Genomic DNA, 19,701 nt, shown 5'->3' with positions numbered 1-19,701 from the left:
CCGATATCCATCGAAGTGAAAAAAACAGATCAAGACAACCAAGCGCCCACCAGCTGTCGGCCCATGGGCCAGAGTTTTTCGCCGAGCAGCATGCCCATCAGGCCGACCAGGGCAATGGCCGGCGGCGCAGGCGAGCGGAAATCCAGGGCGCCATAGATCACGCCGACAAACAGGCCGATGGCGAGAGAAATCAGGTAGTTCATGGGGACGGTGCCTTATGAGTGGATGTGCTCAGTGTAGAGAGCACATTCCTGAAGCATCGGCCAAGTGCTTCAGGCTTTCGGCCAAATCTTCAACCGACGTACTGCGAGGGTGCCACGCCAAGTTCACGCCGGAACATATCGCTGAAACTGCTGGGCGAATAGCCGAGGGAGCGTGCGATAGCACTGACTGGCTGACCCTGGATCAATTCCGCCACCGCCGTAGCCAACTGCACCTGACGCCGCCATTCGGCGAAGCCCATACCCAAGTGGTTCTGGAATAGGCGTGACAAGGTGCGCACGCTGGCTCCGGCCGTTTGCGCATGCTGCTCGAAAGAAATCTCCAGGGAGGGCGCGGCCATAACCGCCTGGCAGCCGTTGATCAGCCGACGGTCTGCCTCCACCGGCATGGCGATGCGGATCTGCGAGCGTCGCGCCCGTTGCAGCTCCAGCAAGGCCAGGTTGACCACGGCGTCGTAATACGCCGCATCGCCGCTATCGCCCTCCTCCACCAGCGTGACGATCAACTCACGCAGCAACCCACCGACCTCGATCACCTGCACCTGACTGTCCAGCGTGGCCGCTAGCGCCGGTCGCAGGTAGATATTGCGCATCTGCAAATCCGAGACCACGCGAATCCCATGCTCCACCCCCGGTGGCAGCCATACCGCACGCTGCGGCGGCACGACCAAGGCTTCGCGCGGCGTCTCGACCCACATCACGCCGCTCATGGCGTAAAGCAATTGGCCCCAATCGTGGCTATGGGGTTCAACATACAACCCACGCGGATAGGTGCGCGCCAGGGGCTGCACGGGAACGGCGTGATCACTGAGGTCGGGCGGCGCGGCCAGGGCCATGGGGGGCACATCTATCAAGGGTGAGCCACCATGGTAATGACCACCGCTCGACAATCCGAATGAATTTTTGCGGCCAGTAGAGATCACTTGGTTATACACGGAGGGTTAATGGGCCAATGAATAATGCAAAATTGTTTGTGATCGACTACATCCTGCACGGTGAACCCAAGTCCTTCATCATCCGCCTGGAAAAGCTCGATACCCTGGAGGCCTGGCACTGGGCGAGTTGTGACGCGGGCATTGGGCGTATCGGCCGTTTCGCGCGCGAGCACGTCAAGAAGACCAGCCAGGAGCAGGCCGAGAAGTACGGCATCACTAATGTGCAATGGCGCCGCTCGGACGCGCGCGCCCAGGCTTGATCAAGGAGCGATAACCATGGTTTTACCTGTACCGGTTCGTGGCAAAGCACGCATTGACTACACCCAGGACACGCTATTCGGGCCGATGGCCAAGCATGTCGAGTGCCAAGTGAGCCTACAGCGCCAACCCGGCCGGATAGTGCTGAAGATATTCCAGCCGTTGCCGGATGACTTGCACTCGGCGCAGACGGTGGTTTTTGCGTTGGAGGGGCGACGCACGAGCGGTGTAGTCAAAGGCAGGCAGCGCCTGTCCGACCATAGCCTCAGGCTTGAACTGGAAACCCAGTAGCCGCAACAAAGCAGACCAATGTGGGAGCGGGCTTGCTCGCGAAGGCTGTGTCAGTCAGCAAATTTGTTGGCTGACACACCGCCTTCGCGAGCAAGCCCGCTCCCACAGTTTCGACCGAGTTCAGCCATGGGTTGATTTGGCGCACTCACAGCCCGTAGCAGCCGCACACGGTTCACCATGCGCATGGTGCTCGGCACATCCCTGGCAGCAATAGCCCTTACCGTCTTTCATTACCGCGTCAACGCCCAATACGCACTTGCAGTGCGGGCAGGCACAGGTCTTATCTGGCATGGTCAGACTCCTTTTTCATGGTCGTCGCGGTCTGGCGACTGCCAGCACCTAAAGCAGTGACTGCCAGCCGCCAGCGATGGTTCAAACCATCAGTCGGTGCGGGTATTGCTGCGGTACATGAACACCAGGGCCAGAGCCAGACACGCCATCGCGACAATCCGGCTGCCCGATAACTCGATGGCCGGGTTGCCCAGCCAGCCGAAGTTATCGATGAGCATACCCATGCCCAATTGCCCAACGATCACCGCCACCGTCGCGACGGCCGTTCCGACGATGGGCACCGCGCCGACCATCACCATCATGTACACCACGCCGAACAACGCGCCGGTCAGTTGCCATTTCGGCACGTCCAGCAAGCTCACGGCCTGGGCCGGTTCGAAGAAGAAAATCAACAGCGCGGTCGTCAGGGCACCCACCGCGAAGGTCAGCAAGCTACTGCGCAATACACCGACCGCCTGGCCCAGACGCCCGTTGATGGCAGCCTGCACACTCAACACCGCTCCGGCGGCAATCACCAGCACCAATAACACAATCAGGTTCATCGTCTTATCCTCGCGCAATCAGAACAAGTGCCGCCACAATCAACGCCAACGCTATCCAGCGCTCGCCATTGACGCGTTTGCGCGCGGTGCCGAACCAGCCGAAATGGTCGATCAGCACACTCTTGCCCACTTGCCCGGACAGAATCGCGATCATGGTCATGGCGATACCAATGTGCGGCGTAGCCAGGGTGAGTACGACGACGTACATAGGCCCCAGGAAGCCTCCAATCAACTGCCAGCGTGGCAAGTCGGTCAGCGCCGGCCCCTTTTGCGGGCCACTGAACAGCAGCAGCAAAAACAGAATCGCCGAACCCACGCCAAAGATGCTCAACGTTGCCCACAAATGCCCCACCTGCACACCCAGTGGACCGAGCAAACCTGCCTCTACCGACAGGCCCATGCCCGCCAGGATCACCAGGGGCAACAACAGCAACCGTAGAACGTTTTTTTTCGGCGTGGCCTGCGCCACACCCTCGATAGAACTTGCCTGCATACATCACCTGCGCTTCAGAAGGGAAACATGGCGCGCATTATCCAGTGGCCGTCCTGTGCGATAAATGGGAGTATGCCAACAACACCTTTGCGTACAGCGCACAGCCTGGAGGCAGGATGCACGGTTTGAATGAACTGAGTTTCAAGGCGCTGCGTCTCTTCGTCGCGGTACTGGACCTCGGCAGCTTTTCCGAAGTGGCGCGGCGTGAGGGCCTGGCGCCTTCGTCTATTTCCCGGCAAATACAGCTGATGGAACAGGCGTTGGGGCAACAGTTGCTGTACCGCCACACCCGGGCGGTCAGCCCTACCGAAGCCGGGCGCCTGCTCGGGCGGCATGCACGCCTGGTGCTGGAGCAGTTGGAAGCTGCAAGCCAAGCCCTGCAAGAGCAGGAAAGCGAACCCAGCGGCCTGGTGCGCATCAATGCACCCATGGTATTCGGCCAGCGTCACCTGTCACCGTGGCTGGGCGAGTTATGCCGGCGCTATCCGAAACTGCAACTGGATATCCAGCAAACCGATACGTTCGTCGACCCGCTGCAAGACGGCACTGACCTGCTGTTCCGCATTGGTGTGCTCAACGACTCCAGCATGCAGGCGCGCATCTTCGCGCCCCAACGCTTTCGCATCGCCGCAAGCCCGGCCTACCTGGCCAGGCACGGGACTCCCCAACATCCCGACGAACTGATCAACCACCAGTGCCTGGCCTACAAGGGCATCACCGGACAACAACGCTGGTTCTTCCGCAGAGGCCAAGGCGACTGGACGCCTTATAGCGTCAAGGGCCCGATCACCGGCAACCACGCCGACACCCTGAGCCACGCTGCCGAGCAAGGCCTCGGGCTGGTGGTGTTTCCTTCCTGGTTGATCGGCGAAGGCCTGCGTGCCGGCACCTTGCAGACGGTGCTCACGGAATACGAAGTGGCTACCACCTTGGAACCGCAGCAGATCGCGGCACTGTGGCCAGGGAGCCGGCGCATGTCACTGAAGGTGCGCACAGTGATTGATTACTTCGTGGAGTGTTTTGGGGTCGTGCCATATTGGGATCGGTGAGCGATACAGCGCGTGAGGAGCGTGCCTACGCAGGAAGTTTTCTTACTGGAAAAAGTAGGTCCGTTCTGATTTTTCGGGCCAGCATTTCTCTGCTAGACGCGCTGCGGCAGACTTCGCTGACATCTTTTTGGAGACCTGCCATGGACGTCATTTACAACAAAAAATCGCGCTCTGAGCGAGTCGCTTCAGCCAGCGGTCGCGCTGTCTCTGATAGCGCACCTAGTTTTGGCTATATGTGGCCAAAATATGGGGATAACCACATGATTATTGTTCCTTTGGGCGAAGCGAAAAACAATCTGTCAAAACTGGTTGATCAGGCCGCTGCTGGCAAAGTCATCACGATTGCCAAGCATGGGCGTGCGATGGCCCAGCTTGTCCCCGTGGGCAAAGCCAAAGGCCGGAGAATCGGGGCCATGAAAGGGAAATTCGTCATACCCGAAGACTTCGACGCACCGTTACCTGACGATCTACTGGATGCTTTCGAAGGCAACCCAGCGTGAGAGTGCTGCTCGATACCCATATCCTGCTTTGGACACTGACTGATGATCCCAAGCTATCGAGCAAAGCCAAAAAACTGATTGAGGATGCTGCAGATATTTACATCAGCGCTGCAACATTCTGGGAGATGGCAATCAAGGTCGGGTTAGGGAAACTCACTGTCGATCTGGAGGAAATCCGTTGGTACTGCCTGGAAAGCGGGTTCGTCGAACTGCCCATCACTTCAGAACATACCATTGCGGTGAAGGATCTCGAGCACCATCACAAGGACCCCTTTGATCGGCTCATCGTTGCGACGGCCGTGAGCGAACCGATGAAGTTATTGACGGCCGCCCCCCAGATCGCCCAGTACACGCCGTTGGCGATCCTGGTGTAGAGATTCGCAATGGCTGCACAGCGCCAATCAAAACACCCACTGCGCAATCAACCACGCATTCGCCCCACTGATCACCGCAAACAGGAACCACGCCAGCAACCGTGTCGGCAGCCGATTCACGAACGGCCCCATCAGTTGCTTATCGCCGGTCATGCGAATCAGCGGATACAGCGCAAACGGCAGTTGCAGGCTGAGTACCACCTGGCTGAGGATCAAGAGCTTGCCGATGGCATCGTCGCCCATCAGCCATACCCCGAGAAACGCCGGGATCAGCGCCAGCCCACGAGTGATAAGGCGCCGCTGCCAGCAAGGAATGCGCAAGTTGAGGTAGCCCTCCATGATCACCTGCCCGGCAATGGTACCGGTAAACGTAGAGCTTTGACCGGAAGCCAGCAGGGCCACACCAAACAGGATGCTGGCAAAAGCGCCACCGACCAGCGGGTCAAGCAGGTGGTAGGCGTCCTGGATCTCGACTACGTCGGTGTGGCCGGTCTTGTGGAAGGCGGCAGCGGCGAGTACCAGGATCGCAGCGTTGACCAGCAGGGCCAGGGCCAACGAACCGATGGTGTCGATGCGCGCCAGCTTGACCGCGTCCTGTTTGCTGGCGAGGTCCTTGCCGATCATGCGGGTTTGCACGATGGAGCTATGCAGGTAAAGGTTATGCGGCATCACCGTGGCACCGAGAATACCAATCGCCAGGTACAACGGCGCGGCATCGCTGATGGCCGACAGTGAAGGCGCAAAACCACTGAACACGTCCGGCCAGTAAGGCTTGATCAGTACCAGTTCAATAAAGAAACACACGCCAATGGTCGCCACCAACGCCAGCATGATCGCTTCCAGGCGGCGGAAACCCCGGTTTTGCAGCGCCAGGATCAACAATGTGTCAAAAGCGGTAATCACAATGCCGGTGGTCAGCGACACGCCAAGCAGCAGGTGAAACGCCAAGGCGCAGCCCAGCACTTCGGCAAGGTCGGTGGCGATGATGGAGATTTCTGCCAACACCCACTGGGTGCGGGCGGATCGCTTGCTATAGCGTTCACGGCACAGTTGCGCGAGGTCCTTGCCGGTGGCGATGCCCAAGCGCGAGCACAGGCATTGCACCGCCATCCCAGCCAGGCTGGCCAGCAGCACGACGAATAGCAGGCTGTAACCGTAACGCGAGCCGGCCTCGATGGCCGTGGCCCAGTTGCCTGGGTCCATGTAGCCGATAGAGATCAGCAGGCCTGGCCCGGCGAACATCAACACGCGCTTGAAGAACGAAGCCTTGGGATCAACGGCGACGGAGCCGGCCACTTCCGGCGGGCAAAACGGGGCGGTAGCGATTTTTGGCAGGCTGAATTTCACGCGGTATCCCAGGCAAACACACTCGATAGAGACGCAGCTTATCAGTCAGACGCAACCGTGCGCATCACCGTCTCCCGCGGCAGATCGAACGCTTCGACAACTTGCACCACCAGGTCCATCTCCTGGCTCATCGCTTCGCGCTCCATGCGCTGGCGGATCAACCCAATCACCAGTACTGCCAGGGTGGTGATCGAATACGCAGGGCCGGAAAACGCGCGTACACCGCTCACCAGCAGCATCGCCGCTGCCACAGCCTGACCCACCACCGGAATCGCTGTGGCGGCACCACGGCGCAGGATAAACCCGGTCAGCCCGGCCAACGCCGTACCACTCAACGCAGTGGTGGCCGATCGGCCAACATCGAAACGGCTGAACAGCCCCTGCTCCTTTTGCGCGGCCGCCTTGAGCTCCGCATCGAACACCTGCCGGTCAGCGTTACTGAGTTTGTCTTTGTATTGTTCGATGAGCTTTTCCGCAACCTGGGCTTCCAGGTCTGCCAATTCGACGGTATCGAGAGGTTCGTCAAACTTGATCCCCAACCGTTGCACCACATCTTCGGCGATCTGGCGGTAACTCACGCCATGGCCGCGGGCCAGGTTCATAAAAGTATCACCGCCCATGCGTTGCAACTCGATGGCCAATTTGAGTGGCTCGCGCACGCTGGCGTCGATTGAAGCGCTGCGCTTTTGCGCCATTAACTCAGCAAGGAACTTCAATTCTTCCGGCCGTGCCTGCACCAGCGCCGGGAACAGTTCCGCGTCCTCTTCGGCAAAACGTACCTCAGTGCTGCGTTGATCGGAACGGATCATGCCGCGTCGCTCGTGCAACAGGTCGGTGTACTGCACCACCGTCCGCAACTGCGGCCAATAGGCGGCGTGGTCGAACGTCGCCAGGTGCACATTGGTAACCTTGGCCTTGAGCGCTGGCGTGACCGGGATCGCATAGCGGCCGATGCAACGTTCGGTATCCGGTTTCATCGCCAGGGCCCAGTCTTTGCTGGAATGGCAGTTGATCACACGCCCCTTGAGCGGTGCCGAGACTTCATCCCACGGGCTCGACGTACAGATCGCGCCGCCCATCAACAACAGGTTGTCCAATGGCAGTTCGCGGGCAGTTTCAGGGCTGGCCAACAGGCTCTTGACCAGAATGCGCGCACCCAGGGAATGGCCGATCAGGTTGATACGCCGTACTTCAAGGGACTCACCGTGCAAGTAGCTGGCGAGTTCCGGTAACAGGCTCCTGGCGACTTCGTCCACCCGGGACTCGACGCTTTTGTAGTGATCGAGGAAATAAGCAATCGCCTTGCCCACCCCCACAGTCGCCGCGCCCAGGTTGCCGCCGCTGAGCATCGCGCCCAGTACATCCTTGAAGGGAGCGAACAAGTTTTCCAGAAAATGCCCCGCCGGCCAGAACAGCATCAGGTTGGTCGAGCCTTCGATGCCCGCCAACTGCGCCTTGAAGCTGCCCAATTGTTGCCGGTTGAAGAACGCCGAATAACCGTGAACGTAGAGATTGAGCACATCGCCCTGAGGCTCGCCACACAGTACGAACGTGGGTTTGCGGGTGCGGTGCATTTCATCCCACTGGTGCTGCATGGGGCGGTGACTCCTGGTGAAAAGGGACGGCGATAGTAACAAAGGGTGAGGCTCAATGCCGTACCGCTGGGGGAAAAGGCACGACGTTGGCGCCCTCCTCCTTTCAGAACATGGAAGCGGCCTTGGACTTGGCCAGGTAGCGCGCTGGCGAATCGCCCAAGTTACGACGAAATACCGACGTGAATGCGCTGGGACTGCTGAAACCCAACTCGAACGCCACCTCGGTGATGGACGAGCCGTGACTGAGTCGCGCAGTAGCCTCCAGCAAGCACACCTGCTGGCGCCACGACACAAAGGTCATGCCGGTGCACTCGCGAAAGTTTCGGGTAAAGGTGCGCCGGCTCATGCTCGACCAATCGGCCATCTCGCAGATGGAGATTCTCTGTGTGGGCGCTTCGAGGAAGCGCTGACAGGAGCGGGCCAGCCGGGCTTCGGAAGGCAACGGCGCGCTAAGGGGCAACTCGGGCATGGCGCCGATTTCATCGACCAACAGGGTCAGCACGCACCGGTCGCGAACGCCGGGAGACGCCGACGGCCCAATCGCCAGCGCCGCTTCCAAAAGGTGGCGCAACAGCGGCGATACGCCAAATACCTGGCAATGGTCCAACAACCCCGTGCGCCGTACCGCGTCGTCGTCCAGGTAGGTATTGAGCATCACCACGTCGCCGCGCATGTGCATCTCGTGGGACACCCCGCCCGGCACCCAGATTGCCCGCTGCGGCGGAACCACCCAACTGCCCAGGTCAGTAAACATTTTCAACGCGCCTGCCGAGGCGTAGGCGAACTGCCCGCGCCGGTGAGTGTGGCGTGGAAACACGGTACCGGACGGGTACTCGCGCAGCGTCACCACCGCTTCGGGGCTATCCGGTGTGTAAGGGGTGTAAGTGAAGGTCGGCGACATGGCCCAATTTTGTCAAAATATGACCTGGCATAGCAAGCGGGCCATAACGCTGCAACCTAGAATCATTGCTCCCCATGTTGGGCTGATATCGAAGGGGTTTCCGGAAAATGAGTGTCAAAAACTCCCAGCCCGCAACGGTTCGCCTTGAACTGAATTTCCGGCGACACATCGCAATCGCGCTGTGCCGCCTGACCCAAGGAGGGTCCATGCTGAAAAAACATCTGTCGCTTGCGGTGCTCGTCACCCTGGTATGGGGGGTCAACTTCCCCATCACCAAACTGGGCCTGCGCGCTATCGATCCGTTTGTCCTCACCGGCATCCGCTTTGCCCTTGCCGCCTTGCCGCTGGTGTTCTTCATCAAGCGCCCTGCCGTCAAGTTCCGCTATGTGACCGCCTACGGCATTATTTTCGGGCTGGGCATGTGGGGCGTGATCAACTACGGCATCCAGGTGGGTGTGAGCCCCGGTATTGCATCGTTGATCATTCAACTCAGCGTGTTCTTCACCCTGGGCTGGGGCGTTGTGCTGTTCAAGGAGAGAATCCGCGGCGCGCAGATGCTCGGTGCCGTGCTGGCCCTGATCGGTTTGGCGGGAATCATTTCCACCCAGGACGGCAACCATGCGGTGCTCGGCGTCATGCTGATCGTACTCAGCGCAGTAGCCTGGAGCGTGGGCAACGTGATCATCAAGAAATCCGGGGTCAAGGAGATCTTCTCGTTCATGGTGTGGGCCAGCCTGATCCCACCGATTCCACTGTTCCTCACCGCCTGGCTGATGCATGGCGGCGCTGCGTTCGAGGGTTTGCAAGCCAACCTCGACCTGACGGCGATCCTGTCCATCCTCTTCCAGGTGTACCTGGCCACGCACTTCGCCTACTGGGGCTGGAACTCCCTACTCAAGTTGTACCCGGTGTCCACCGTAGCGCCGCTGTCGTTGCTAATCCCGGTGTTTGGCATTACCAGCTCGATGCTGATGCTGGACGAGCGCATTTCCACGCCCAACCTGATCTCGATCGGGACCATCATCGTCGGGTTGGCGGTGGGGTTATACCGCAGGCCGGTGAGCCTGGCGCCGGTCGGGCCTCACGCCGTGATGCAGGCTGATAAGTAACAACGGCAGCAGACAAGCCCAGCACCTGGCCAGGCTTCCGCATGGCACTCAATACGCGAAATTGTCGATCTTGACCTGGCCATCGGGAAACGTCGCAATAATCTCCAGTTCGCCGCCCATCGCGCGGATATAGTCGCGTAACGTGCTGATGTACATGTCGGTGCGACGCTCCATCTTGGAAACCGCCGCCTGGTTGATATTCAATGCTTTGGCCAGGCTTTCCTGGCTCAACTGCTGAGCCTTGCGCAGCTCATGCAGGGGCATTTCCTTGAGATGCTGCTTGAACAACTGCTGCGCTTCGGCACGGGATTCCGGCGTCATGCGGGCTTGAAGTTCAGCGAATTTTTTAGCCATGGGTACGGCCCTCTTTACGCAATGTATCCAAATGCACGTCGTACAGCTTTTCTGCCACTGGGACGTGTTCCTCATACCATCGGTGTTGCCCGGTTTTATCACCGCCGATCAGCAATAACGCGCATCGTCGCGGATCGAACGCGTACAAGACCTGATAAGGCCTACCCGCGTGCTGTATGCGCAGTTCCCGCAGGTTACCGTGCCGGCAGCCCTTGATATCGCTGCTGTGGGGGAAGCGCAAACCCGGCCCGAATAGCCCCAATAGATCAACGCTGGCAGACACCGAGACTTGCTCCTTTGCGCCCAACGCTTCCCACCAAGCTCCGAATTCATCCGTGTATTCAATGTCCCAGTCCATGCAAATATGCCACCCAAGGAATATAAACTCAAGAGCATAAAACCTAGTAGATGAATTGGATGAGCTGCCACCCGCCCACACCGGGAAATTGTTTGTACATCCTTCCGACCAGCCGGCAAAACCATCGATCTACCGCAGGAAAAGCGCCCAATGCAGCCTCACGCGCTGCAAAAACACAATTTTCGACATGTAAAAAGCGCTCTAATACCCGCCTGTTGATTGGCTTTAAAGATTCTGGAGTTCGCAATGCCCCATGAAGGCAACCTGTTACAAGCAGCCGTGGTATTCCTGCTCGCCGCCGTGCTGACCGTGCCCCTGGCCAAACGCCTGCAACTGGGCGCGGTGCTGGGCTACCTGTTTGCCGGCGTGATCATCGGGCCGTCGGTGCTCGGCCTGATCGGCAACCCGCAAAGCGTCGCGCAATTCTCTGAACTGGGCGTGGTACTGCTGCTGTTCATCATCGGCCTGGAGCTGTCACCCAAGCGTTTGTGGGTAATGCGCAAGGCCGTGTTTGGCGTTGGCCTGGCCCAGGTGCTGCTCACCGGCCTGGTGATGGGCGTGGTGGCCCTGTGGCTGTTTGGCCAGTCGTGGAACAGTGCCATTGTGCTCGGCCTGGGCCTGGCGCTTTCGTCCACCGCGTTCGGCCTGCAAAGCCTTGCCGAGCGCAAAGAGCTGAACCAACCACACGGTCGCCTCGCGTTTGCGATTCTGTTGTTCCAGGACATCGCTGCAATCCCGCTGATCGCCATGGTGCCGCTGTTGGCCGGCAGCGATCACCCCACCACCGAAGCCCAGGGCCTGCAGCATGTCTTGCAGATCCTCGGCAGCATCGCCGTGGTCATCATCGGCGGTCGCTACCTGCTGCGGCCGGTGTTTCGCATCGTCGCCAAGACCGGTCTGCGCGAAGTGTCCACCGCCACGGCGTTGCTGGTGGTGATCGGTACAGCCTGGTTGATGGAACTGGTGGGCGTGTCCATGGCCCTCGGCGCGTTTCTCGCTGGCTTGCTGCTGGCGGATTCGGAGTACCGTCACGAACTGGAATCCCAGATCGAACCGTTCAAGGGCCTGCTGCTGGGCCTGTTCTTCATCAGCGTGGGCATGGGCGCGAACCTCAGCCTGTTGCTCAGCTCGCCATGGGTGGTGATCGGGCTGACGCTGCTGCTGATCGGCTTGAAGCTGCCGCTGCTGTACGCCGTGGGCCGACGGGTGGGCGACCTCAATCGCGAAAGCGCCCTGCGCCTGGGCGTGGTGCTGGCGGCCGGGGGTGAGTTTGCTTTTGTCGTGTTCAAGATCGGTCGCGACCAGGGCCTGTTCGAACCTCATCTCTATGATGTGCTGGTGCTGACCATCACCCTCTCCATGGCCGTGACGCCGCTGCTGTTGCTGGTGTGCCCGAAGCTGTTCAAGCCCAAGGTCAAACCGGTGGAAGTGCCGGAGGAATACCGCGCCATCGAGAGCGATGCACCGCGCGTGGTGATTGCCGGCATGGGCCGTATGGGCCAAATAGTGGCGCGGATCCTGCGTGCGCAGAACATCTCGTTTATCGCCCTGGACACCTCGGTGGAGACCATCGAACTGACCCGCAGCTTCGGTGGCATGCCGGTGTTCTACGGTGACCCGCAACGCCCGGAGATCCTGCACGCGGCCAAGGTCGACCAGGCAGAGTTCTTTGTGATCGCCATGGATGACCCGGAGATCAACATCAAGACTGCCGAACTGGTGCGCAACCTCTACCCGCACATGAAGATCATCGCCCGTGCGCGTAACCGCCAGCACGTGCACCGCCTGGTGGACTTGGACGCCTCACCGATTCGCGAGACCTTCTACTCCAGCCTGGAAATGAGCCGTCGCACCCTGGTCGGCCTGGGCTTGAGCCAGGCTCAGGCCGATGCGCGCATCACGCGCTTCAAGAACCACGACCTGCAAGTGCTGGCGGCGCAACACGCGGTGTACGACGATGCAGCGAAAGTGATGCAGACCGCTCAAGAAGCGCGGACGGAGTTGGCGCGGCTGTTTGAGATGGACCGACTCGAGGAAGAGTCCGACAAGGTGTGAGGCTATCGGTGAACGATCTTGCGAAAATTCTGACAGAATATGCCGCAATTTCGTTCATCCCTGGAGCGCTTCATGGCCACTTTCACCAAGACCGCCGCCCTGCTGGTCCTCGCGCTTACTGCCGGCAGTGTCTTCGCCGCCTCCAAGCCAACTACGCAAACCATCTCTACCCTGGGCGGCAAGTTCACCTTCAACCTGCCCAAGGCCTACGCTGCCGACACCTTGCCGGCTGGCAAGGCGGATGATGGCACCGCCGATACCCAAGGCACGATGTACGCCAACCAAACCACGAAAAGTGTGGTGATCGTCGCCGAAACCGTGCGTAACGATGGAGTAACCATCGGGGATAACGACGCGCAGTTCCTCGATGGCGCCGTGGCCGGCTTCGTCAAGGACCAGAGCGCAGCGCTGCCTGACTTCAAGAAGCAGAGCGAGAAGAAGCTGAACTTAAAGGGCCTGGGCCTGCGCCAAGTGGACAGCACCGCCACCCAGGGTGGCGGCAAGACGTTGCAATCCACGTTCCTCGGCGGTTCGGGCAATCATTTGCTGGTGATCCAGGCGATTTCGCGGGCGGATGATGCCAAGGGGCATGCGGCGTTGGTGAAGCAGATTACAGGCGGTAAGTAACCCGATCTCCCAAGCAACACAAAACCAATGGGGGAGCAGGCAAGCCAGCTCCCACATTTTTTACGGCGTTTGCCTCAGGCTTTTTTCCAGCCAAATCTTCAAGTCCTGCACTTCCGCCTCACTGACGGTGTGGTTCATCCCCGGATACCCATGAAACTCCGGCTTCAACCCCAGCCCCGTCAGCACCTCGTTTGCCCGGGTCGCCGATGCATACGGCAGCGCCTGGTCCAAGGTGCCGTGACCAATAAAGATCGCCAGCTTGCCCAATGATTCATCCGGTTTCAGCTCAGCCTTGAGCACCGGCAACACGCTGCCACTCAACGCCGCAATCCCCCGCACCAGCTGCGGGTCACGCAACGCCACCTCATACGACATGATCGCGCCCTGGCTGAAACCAATCAGGAACACCCGATCGCTCCGGGTGTGGTACTTGGCGGTGGCTTTGGCGACGAAGTCCTTGATCAGCCCCGCACTGCGCTGAAGATCGGCCGTGACACCATCGTAATCGCCGTCACCCGGCGTCTTGGTAAACCAGCGGAATCCATTCGGATCGACCGGCATGGGCGCCCGAACCGACAAATAAGTCCACGTGGACGGCAGCGCGTCCTTGATGCCAAACAGGTCTTCCTCGTTGCTGCCAAAGCCATGCAGGAAAATCACCAGCGGTTGGTTGCGCGCATCGCCCTGGGTTTGCTCCAGGTACGACAGCGGCAAGTCGGTGTGCAGCGTATCGTCGGCATGAGCGGCACCGGCTAGCAGGGTCAGCGCCAGGGCAAACAGTTTAAGCATGGGACGTTACCTCAGGGTTTGCGTAGCAGATAAGTGTCCATGATCCAGCCATTCTCCAGGCGCGCGGCCTTGCGCACCCGTTGGATTTCTTCGGCCACCTCACTCACCTTGCCGCTGATCAGGATCTCATCCGGCGTGCCGAGGTAGGCGCCCCAGTAGATGTCCAGGTCCTGATCGGCCACGCTACGGTAGGAATCTTCGGCGTCAAGCATGACCACCAGGGTGTCGGCATCACTCGCCTGCCCCGCCGCCAGACGGCGCCCGGTGGTGATCTCAACCGACTTGCCGATGCGGTTCAACGGCACTTTGTGCTGGGCGGCCAGGGCCTGCACGCTGGTGATACCGGGGATGACGTCGAACTCAAAGGTGCAGCGGCCACTGGCCAAAATCGCCTGCAGAATGCGGATGGTGCTGTCGTACAGCGCAGGATCGCCCCACGCCAGGAAAGCGCCCACTTCACCGTCGGCCATTTCCTCATTGATCATGCGCTCGAAAGTCTGCTGCTTGTCGCGGTTGAGGTCCTGCACGGCGGTGGTGTAGTCGATATCGCCGCGCACACGCTCGGGGCAATCGGCCTCGGCGAAGCGGTAGCCAGGCTCGGTGATATAGGTCTCGCAGATCTCGCGGCGCAGGTCGATCAACTTGTCTTTGCTCTGGCCCTTGTCCATCAGGAAAAACACGTCGGTGCGGTTGAGCGCTTTCACGGCCTGCATCGTGATGTAGTCAGGGTTGCCGGCGCCAATGCCGATGATCAGGATGCGTTTCATGGGTAGCTCTCAGTGCGGGGCGTGGATTTTGCCATGTTCAGGCGCCTAGGCGTGAGTTTCCAGGCGCAGGCGCCAGGCCTTGTTGAAGCGAAGTTCAGTGGCTGACAGCGCTTCGACGTCGATGAGATAGAACATCGACAGCGGAAACCGCATCACGTACAGCAGTGCGGCGCGGATCACAAAGGGGTGCGTAATGGCGACCACATGGCCGGGTTGGGTTTCGAGGGATTTCATCCACTGCGCGACACGCGTGCAAACGTCATCCACCGACTCGCCGCCATGGGGTGCGCACGTGCTGTCAGTGAGCCAGGTGTTTAACTGATCGCCATTCAGTTGGCTGATGGCCTGGCCTTTCCACTGGCCGAAATCAGCGTCACGCAGGGCGTCTTCGACTCCTGCGTCACCGCCGAACAAGCCGGCAGTCTGCCGTGCGCGCATTTCCGGCCCGCACAACAAACGCCGGGGTTTTTTATAGCGCCCGGCCAGGGACAGCGCCGCCCCCTGCCAATCCATCGCCACCGCCTCGTCGTCCTGAAAACGCCCGCGCTTTTGCAGCGGCGTGGCGGCATGGCAGATGAGTGTCAAACGGGTGGCCTGGATCACGGATTGTTTCAACGACAAGGATTAAGGCCACCAAGACTGGCGCAGTTATCGCTAGGGCGCAACGCCTTGTGCCAGATAGAGCACCTGGTAGCCCGTGCCTGGATGCTCGGCATCCAGCGTCTTGGCCGACAGCGTAAACCGCACCAAGCGCCACGCTTGTACGTCCAGCGCGAGGAACACCGCGAACGTGTCGTTGCTATCCGCCAAGTGCTGATTCCGTCGTTTCTCATCGGCCACTATGCCCGCGCGGTCCGCGCCAGGCGCCAGCGGCCATTCCTCCCGATACACACTCAGCGCGTTCTGCGCCGGGCCGCGTTGTACATCCAGCGGCAGCCAACTCTCGATATGCGGACGACCGAAGCTGTCGAGCACTTTCTGGAAACGCTCCCCCAGCAAAAAGTCAGCGGCCTGCAAGGGGTCGGCCCACAGGTACACCGAGGAATACACATTGCCGCCAGTCTCCTGGGCGATAAACGCCTTGAACAGCAACCCTTCAGCGTGATCCCACAACGGCCCCAACTGCGCGGCGCGTCGGCGAATCACGTTCATGTCGTAGTCGGCGGGCAAGCGGTGTGAATACTGTTTGGCGAACATAAAAAAGCGCCCTGGCAAGATGAGGTTCCAGCTTGCGCACCCGTGATGATTTCAACAAGATATGAGCCGATATAGATGCGATAAGGATCCGATATGACTGACGCGCTCAAACCTCTGGATATCGACACCGTACACGCCTTCGTACTGGTGGCGGATTTCGCCAGTTTCACCCGTGCCGCCGAGGCCCTTGACACCTCCCAGGCCGCGATCAGCCTTAAGCTCAAGCGCCTTGAAGAGCGCCTCGGCTATCGCCTGCTTGAGCGCACGCCACGGCACGTGCGGCTGTCGCCCAAGGGCGAGCAGTTCATCGTGGCCGCGCGTGCGCTGCTCAACGCCCATGAACGCGCGCTGGGCGACATGGGCACCCACGCACCGCGTCGCTTGGTGATCGGCATCAGCGACCACGTCGCCGGCCCGGACTTGCCGACCTGGCTCAGCCGCCTGGCCGCCTATGACCCTTTGGTGATCCTCGAAGTCCGCATCGCCTCCTCCCGCGACCTGGTCGCCGCCTTCGATCGCAACGAGCTGGACGCGGTCATCGTGCGCAACGAGGGTGACCGCCAGGACGGCGAAGTCTTGGTGGTGGAACGCTTCGGCTGGTTCGCTGCGCCCACCTGGCAACACAGCCCCGGCACGCCACTGCGCATGGCGACCATGGCTGCGCCCTGCGGCGTTCGCCACTTGGCCACACGCGCACTGGACGCGGCGCGCATCGACTGGACCGAAGTATTCGTCGGCGGCGGTGTGATGGCCGTGGGGGCGGCAGTCAGCGCCGGCCTCGGCGTAGCCGCCCTCGCCCACCGCGTGGCACCCGCTGGCGCGGCTGAGGTGAGCGAGCAATATGGGTTGCCGGCATTGCCCGTGAGTGAAGTGGTGCTTCACAGCCGGATCAGTGACGCACGCTCCAGGGAAACATTGCGCGCCCTGAGCGCGACCTTTCGTGGTGTGCTGCAACGTTGAAACCAGCCCCCGCCAGTGTGCTTTTTTTGTGGGAGCTGGCTTGCCCAGGTGATGCCATTTTCACAATTGTAGTGAGCGGGCTTGCCCCGCGCTGGGTGGCGAAGCCGCCCCAAACCAGGCGACTTGGTTTTATCTGGCACTCGGCGGTGTCTTTATTGGGGCGGCTTCGCCACCCAGCGCGGGGCAAGCCCGCTCACTACAGGTTGCTTCTGTGCTCTCAAAAGATGTGTGGCGACATGACATCGTCAATCAAACCACTCACGGCGGCCTTCGAAGGTGCTGATGATCAACGCCACAATCATCCGCACCGCCTCCGCATCCCCCACTTGCGCATTCACTGCCAGCCACACGTGGCGCTGCATGCTCTCGGCCAACAACCCCGGCAACGCCACAAGCCCCCGGTCAAAACTGCTCATGTAGTGCGGCAGCAACCCAATACAGGCGCCACAACGAATCATCTCCAGCATCAGCGAATACGCATGCACCTGCACCACCGCCGCCAAACGCTGCTCCACCACCCGATTCCACGGCTGCAGCGCGCCAACCTGCGCATCCGGCTGCCACTGCACCAGCATGTAGTCATTCAGGTCTTCCACGCTGTCCGGCCGTGTTGTCAGCCGTGAATAACGCTTGGCGATATGCGGCAAATATTGCAGCCGCGCCAGGGCCCGTGGCGGCTCAGTGACAAAGCTCGGGCCCGGCACCGGGCCGTCGGCGTCCGACAACCACAGCACCACGTCTACCTCCACTGCTTGCAGCGACAACTGGCTGTCGATGGAGATGATCTCCAGGCGCACGCTGGCGTTGCGTCGCAGCAAGGCAATCAGGTCGCGCCCAAGGATGTCGTGCAGGATCGGCTCAGCCACCGCTAGCCGAATCAGCGGTTGCTCCGTGACCGGCAGGCGCCGCTCATGGGCCAGGGCAATCAACTGAGCCTGCAACTGCTGACCATCGCGGCTAAGTACCAAGCCATTGCCCTGATAGGTGAACAGCGAATGGCGCAGATGCTCTTCCAACTGCGCCAAGCGCTTGCGCAACAGCGTCGCCTTGATATTCAAACTGCGCGCCGCCTGCATGAAACAGCCGCAACGCGCACTCACCAGAAAGTAGCGCGCCACCTCCGGGTCAATCTCATTGGCCAGGACCAGCCAGGTACTACGCCCCTCGCCAGGTGCGCGATAAGCGGACGGCCCCTGAAGGCCAGACGGTTCTAGAAATGCCATGGGAGACTCCCTGTCTTGTCTGTCTGTGCATCCAATGCGGGTTGAAACGCGTTACTCCAGCACCTTGTTCAGCTCTGCGCCGTCGATACTCAGGGTCGCGGTGTTAAGCATGCCTTCGAGGTAAGCCTTGGCGATCTGCTCCTGGCGCTGGGTGCGCAGGGCCTGGGTCAGGCGTTCGCGCAGCTCGTCCAGGGTCGCCGTGCGCGCCGGTTGCTGGCCGGTGAGCTTGAGCACATGGAACCCTGCCGCACTCTGCACCACATCCGATACGGCACCGACCTTGAGGCGCGACACCGCAGTGCGCACTTCCGGCACCAGTTGCTGCAATGGCTGCATCCCCGAGTCCCCACCTCGCGCGGCAGAGTCGGTGTCCTGGGAAAATTGCGTGGCCAGGGCGGCGAAATCACCCGGTGCCGCCTGGGCGCGGCGGCTCAATTCCTGGGCCTGGCGGCGTACTGTGTCGAGGGTTTGCGGGTCATTCACCGCGAGGAAAATCTGACTCACCCGATACAACGGCGGCGTCATCCATTGCGACTTGCCGCTGTCGTAGGCCTGTTGCAATTCAGCCGCGCTGGGGTAGTCGGCCGGCACCTGGCTGACCGAGAGCATGTAGTCGCGAAACACGATTTGCTCAGTGGCAGCTCGCGTTTGCTGTTCCACTTCCGGGCGCTGGCGCCAGCCTTGCGCGTCGGCCTGTTCGAGCACCGCCTTTTGTGCCAGACGTGAACGGATCCAGGTCTCCAACGCACCTCGGTTGCCGCGTAATTGCTCGCGAGACTCGGCCGGCAGGCTGGCAAGCACGCTTTTCAGTTCCGTCAGGTCGATCTGCTGATTACCCAGGCGAGCCACCGCTGGACCGCTCGGCGCAAGGTTGAGCACCGGTGCCGGTTGCTGAGCCGCCACCGGGTCGCTGCCCGGTCGCACGCTCAAACCCACCGCCACCACCAGCAGGGCCAGCGCACCCGCGCCGACCATCAAGGTTGGCTTTTTCACAATACGGGCGCCTCGACGTCGGCCTGGGCCTGCAACTGCGCCGCCTGCTGGCTGTATTCACGCAGGTAGACGATAAACTCCTGCAACAGGCGATCCCACAGTTCCAGCTGGCTGCGCAGGTGCGTGGCGCCAACACCGGCCACCACCACGTCCATTTCCATCAGCAGGAATTCGCCCTGCACCGATAACCGCGCAAAGCGCCGCGAGGCGTTCCACACCTGGGCCAGGCCTTCAGGCAACTCGCCCTGGATACGCAGCGCGCAGCTGTAGGTGAAATCCACGTAGTTGCCCTGCTCCGCCGCCGGGTTGCCGAAGCGCACGGCAAAGCCGATGCCCTGGCTGGCGCTGAGCAATTGCACGATACCGTTCTGCTCGGTCTGATTGACCCGGTAGCCGGATTCCTGCAACAGCTCGGTGAGGCTCTGGGTGGTGACGCTGGTGATCAATTCGCTCATGGAGATCTCTTCCCTGT

At 60.6% G+C, this 19,701-nt stretch carries 26 protein-coding genes; 9 read left to right on the top strand and 17 right to left on the bottom strand.

Features of this window, described 5'->3' with window-relative positions:
- Positions 1 to 29 precede the first annotated feature (29 nt).
- Positions 30 to 203 (bottom strand): DUF1427 family protein, encoded by a 174-nt coding sequence (locus HU722_RS12355; RefSeq protein ID WP_082224325.1) that lies wholly within the window; start codon positions 201 to 203, stop codon positions 30 to 32.
- A gap of 89 nt (positions 204 to 292) precedes the next feature.
- On the bottom strand, positions 293 to 1,057 hold the full coding sequence (locus tag HU722_RS12350) for an AraC family transcriptional regulator (RefSeq protein ID WP_186755163.1): 765 nt from the start codon (positions 1,055 to 1,057) through the stop codon (positions 293 to 295).
- Between the two features lie 116 nt (positions 1,058 to 1,173).
- Between HU722_RS12350 and HU722_RS12345 the strand changes: the two genes are divergently transcribed.
- Together HU722_RS12345 and HU722_RS12340 are read left to right on the top strand one after the other, a co-directional pair.
- Entirely contained in the window at positions 1,174 to 1,416 is a 243-nt protein-coding gene (locus HU722_RS12345; RefSeq protein WP_049708769.1) for a DUF6555 family protein, read from the top strand.
- Between the two features lie 16 nt (positions 1,417 to 1,432).
- Positions 1,433 to 1,705 (top strand): hypothetical protein, encoded by a 273-nt coding sequence (locus tag HU722_RS12340; RefSeq protein ID WP_186755153.1) that lies wholly within the window; start codon positions 1,433 to 1,435, stop codon positions 1,703 to 1,705.
- Between the two features lie 120 nt (positions 1,706 to 1,825).
- Here HU722_RS12340 and HU722_RS12335 read toward each other — a convergent pair whose 3' ends face one another.
- The 3 genes from HU722_RS12335 to HU722_RS12325 form a co-directional block, all read right to left on the bottom strand.
- Entirely contained in the window at positions 1,826 to 1,996 is a 171-nt protein-coding gene (locus tag HU722_RS12335) for a metallothionein (RefSeq protein ID WP_082224326.1), read from the bottom strand.
- Between the two features lie 89 nt (positions 1,997 to 2,085).
- On the bottom strand, positions 2,086 to 2,538 hold the full coding sequence (locus HU722_RS12330; protein WP_065876171.1) for a DMT family transporter: 453 nt from the start codon (positions 2,536 to 2,538) through the stop codon (positions 2,086 to 2,088).
- Between the two features lie 4 nt (positions 2,539 to 2,542).
- Positions 2,543 to 3,031: a DMT family transporter gene (locus HU722_RS12325; RefSeq protein WP_065876172.1), complete on the bottom strand. Its 489-nt coding sequence runs from the start codon at positions 3,029 to 3,031 to the stop codon at positions 2,543 to 2,545.
- A gap of 116 nt (positions 3,032 to 3,147) precedes the next feature.
- On the opposite strand from HU722_RS12325, the gene HU722_RS12320 reads away from it, so the two are divergent.
- From HU722_RS12320 to HU722_RS12310, 3 genes are all read left to right on the top strand, one after another.
- Complete coding sequence (locus tag HU722_RS12320; protein ID WP_065876173.1) at positions 3,148 to 4,080, top strand: LysR family transcriptional regulator; 933 nt, start codon at positions 3,148 to 3,150, stop codon at positions 4,078 to 4,080.
- A gap of 140 nt (positions 4,081 to 4,220) precedes the next feature.
- Entirely contained in the window at positions 4,221 to 4,580 is a 360-nt protein-coding gene (locus tag HU722_RS12315) for a type II toxin-antitoxin system Phd/YefM family antitoxin (RefSeq protein WP_175403072.1), read from the top strand.
- The gene (locus HU722_RS12310) at positions 4,577 to 4,954 is read left to right on the top strand and encodes a type II toxin-antitoxin system VapC family toxin (RefSeq protein ID WP_065876174.1); all 378 of its coding nucleotides are present in this window, start codon (positions 4,577 to 4,579) and stop codon (positions 4,952 to 4,954) included. Before HU722_RS12315 ends, HU722_RS12310 begins: the two co-directional genes overlap by 4 nt.
- Positions 4,955 to 4,981: 27 nt before the next feature.
- Here the strand turns inward: HU722_RS12310 and HU722_RS12305 are convergent, their stop codons facing one another.
- The 3 genes from HU722_RS12305 to HU722_RS12295 all read right to left on the bottom strand — a co-directional run bounded on the left by HU722_RS12305 (position 4,982) and on the right by HU722_RS12295 (position 8,797).
- Complete coding sequence (locus HU722_RS12305; protein WP_065876175.1) at positions 4,982 to 6,301, bottom strand: Nramp family divalent metal transporter; 1,320 nt, start codon at positions 6,299 to 6,301, stop codon at positions 4,982 to 4,984.
- A 41-nt stretch (positions 6,302 to 6,342) separates the two neighbouring features.
- Entirely contained in the window at positions 6,343 to 7,896 is a 1,554-nt protein-coding gene (locus HU722_RS12300; protein WP_065876176.1) for a DUF726 domain-containing protein, read from the bottom strand.
- Between the two features lie 103 nt (positions 7,897 to 7,999).
- The gene (locus HU722_RS12295) at positions 8,000 to 8,797 is read right to left on the bottom strand and encodes an AraC family transcriptional regulator (RefSeq protein ID WP_065876177.1); all 798 of its coding nucleotides are present in this window, start codon (positions 8,795 to 8,797) and stop codon (positions 8,000 to 8,002) included.
- 206 nt (positions 8,798 to 9,003) lie between these two features.
- Here HU722_RS12295 and HU722_RS12290 point away from each other — a divergent pair, with 206 nt between their 5' ends.
- On the top strand, positions 9,004 to 9,906 hold the full coding sequence (locus HU722_RS12290) for an EamA family transporter (RefSeq protein WP_065889429.1): 903 nt from the start codon (positions 9,004 to 9,006) through the stop codon (positions 9,904 to 9,906).
- A 48-nt stretch (positions 9,907 to 9,954) separates the two neighbouring features.
- Here HU722_RS12290 and HU722_RS12285 read toward each other — a convergent pair whose 3' ends face one another.
- Together HU722_RS12285 and HU722_RS12280 are read right to left on the bottom strand one after the other, a co-directional pair.
- Positions 9,955 to 10,260: an XRE family transcriptional regulator gene (locus HU722_RS12285; protein ID WP_049708781.1), complete on the bottom strand. Its 306-nt coding sequence runs from the start codon at positions 10,258 to 10,260 to the stop codon at positions 9,955 to 9,957.
- Positions 10,253 to 10,618 (bottom strand): type II toxin-antitoxin system RelE/ParE family toxin, encoded by a 366-nt coding sequence (locus HU722_RS12280; protein ID WP_065910642.1) that lies wholly within the window; start codon positions 10,616 to 10,618, stop codon positions 10,253 to 10,255. The genes HU722_RS12285 and HU722_RS12280 overlap by 8 nt, the downstream gene beginning before the upstream one ends.
- 246 nt (positions 10,619 to 10,864) lie before the next feature.
- Between HU722_RS12280 and HU722_RS12275 the strand changes: the two genes are divergently transcribed.
- Both HU722_RS12275 and HU722_RS12270 read left to right on the top strand, forming a co-directional pair.
- Complete coding sequence (locus HU722_RS12275; RefSeq protein ID WP_065889427.1) at positions 10,865 to 12,673, top strand: monovalent cation:proton antiporter-2 (CPA2) family protein; 1,809 nt, start codon at positions 10,865 to 10,867, stop codon at positions 12,671 to 12,673.
- A gap of 72 nt (positions 12,674 to 12,745) precedes the next feature.
- Positions 12,746 to 13,300, top strand: a complete 555-nt coding sequence (locus HU722_RS12270; protein ID WP_065876180.1) for a DcrB/PsbP domain-containing protein — start codon at positions 12,746 to 12,748, stop codon at positions 13,298 to 13,300.
- Between the two features lie 60 nt (positions 13,301 to 13,360).
- Here HU722_RS12270 and HU722_RS12265 read toward each other — a convergent pair whose 3' ends face one another.
- From HU722_RS12265 to HU722_RS12250, 4 genes are read right to left on the bottom strand one after another with little or no spacing between them, the layout of a single operon-like run.
- The gene (locus tag HU722_RS12265) at positions 13,361 to 14,089 is read right to left on the bottom strand and encodes an alpha/beta hydrolase (protein WP_065876181.1); all 729 of its coding nucleotides are present in this window, start codon (positions 14,087 to 14,089) and stop codon (positions 13,361 to 13,363) included.
- Between the two features lie 11 nt (positions 14,090 to 14,100).
- Positions 14,101 to 14,856, bottom strand: a complete 756-nt coding sequence (gene cobF, locus HU722_RS12260) for a precorrin-6A synthase (deacetylating) (RefSeq protein WP_065910643.1) — start codon at positions 14,854 to 14,856, stop codon at positions 14,101 to 14,103.
- A gap of 45 nt (positions 14,857 to 14,901) precedes the next feature.
- A complete protein-coding gene (locus HU722_RS12255) occupies positions 14,902 to 15,456 on the bottom strand; it encodes a histidine phosphatase family protein (RefSeq protein ID WP_186755161.1) in 555 nt (184 codons plus the stop codon).
- A 54-nt stretch (positions 15,457 to 15,510) separates the two neighbouring features.
- On the bottom strand, positions 15,511 to 16,053 hold the full coding sequence (locus tag HU722_RS12250) for a DUF4865 family protein (RefSeq protein ID WP_065889419.1): 543 nt from the start codon (positions 16,051 to 16,053) through the stop codon (positions 15,511 to 15,513).
- A gap of 93 nt (positions 16,054 to 16,146) precedes the next feature.
- Between HU722_RS12250 and HU722_RS12245 the strand changes: the two genes are divergently transcribed.
- Positions 16,147 to 17,013: a LysR family transcriptional regulator gene (locus HU722_RS12245; RefSeq protein ID WP_065910644.1), complete on the top strand. Its 867-nt coding sequence runs from the start codon at positions 16,147 to 16,149 to the stop codon at positions 17,011 to 17,013.
- A gap of 245 nt (positions 17,014 to 17,258) precedes the next feature.
- Here HU722_RS12245 and HU722_RS12240 read toward each other — a convergent pair whose 3' ends face one another.
- The 3 genes from HU722_RS12240 to HU722_RS12230 are packed head-to-tail and all read right to left on the bottom strand — an operon-like array spanning position 17,259 to position 19,684.
- The gene (locus HU722_RS12240) at positions 17,259 to 18,236 is read right to left on the bottom strand and encodes a LysR family transcriptional regulator (protein ID WP_065889415.1); all 978 of its coding nucleotides are present in this window, start codon (positions 18,234 to 18,236) and stop codon (positions 17,259 to 17,261) included.
- A gap of 51 nt (positions 18,237 to 18,287) precedes the next feature.
- Positions 18,288 to 19,229 carry a peptidylprolyl isomerase gene (locus HU722_RS12235; RefSeq protein WP_065876186.1) on the bottom strand — a complete coding sequence of 314 codons (942 nt, stop codon included), beginning with the start codon at positions 19,227 to 19,229 and terminating at the stop codon, positions 18,288 to 18,290.
- Positions 19,226 to 19,684 (bottom strand): YbjN domain-containing protein, encoded by a 459-nt coding sequence (locus HU722_RS12230; protein ID WP_065881380.1) that lies wholly within the window; start codon positions 19,682 to 19,684, stop codon positions 19,226 to 19,228. Before HU722_RS12230 ends, HU722_RS12235 begins: the two co-directional genes overlap by 4 nt.
- Positions 19,685 to 19,701: the final 17 nt, after the last annotated feature.

Origin of the sequence: Pseudomonas tritici, from assembly GCF_014268275.3 — a bacterium.
Lineage (GTDB): Bacteria > Pseudomonadota > Gammaproteobacteria > Pseudomonadales > Pseudomonadaceae > Aquipseudomonas > Aquipseudomonas tritici.
Note: the sequence above shows the minus strand (reverse complement) of the source record. Positions and strands in the feature narration are given on the sequence as shown.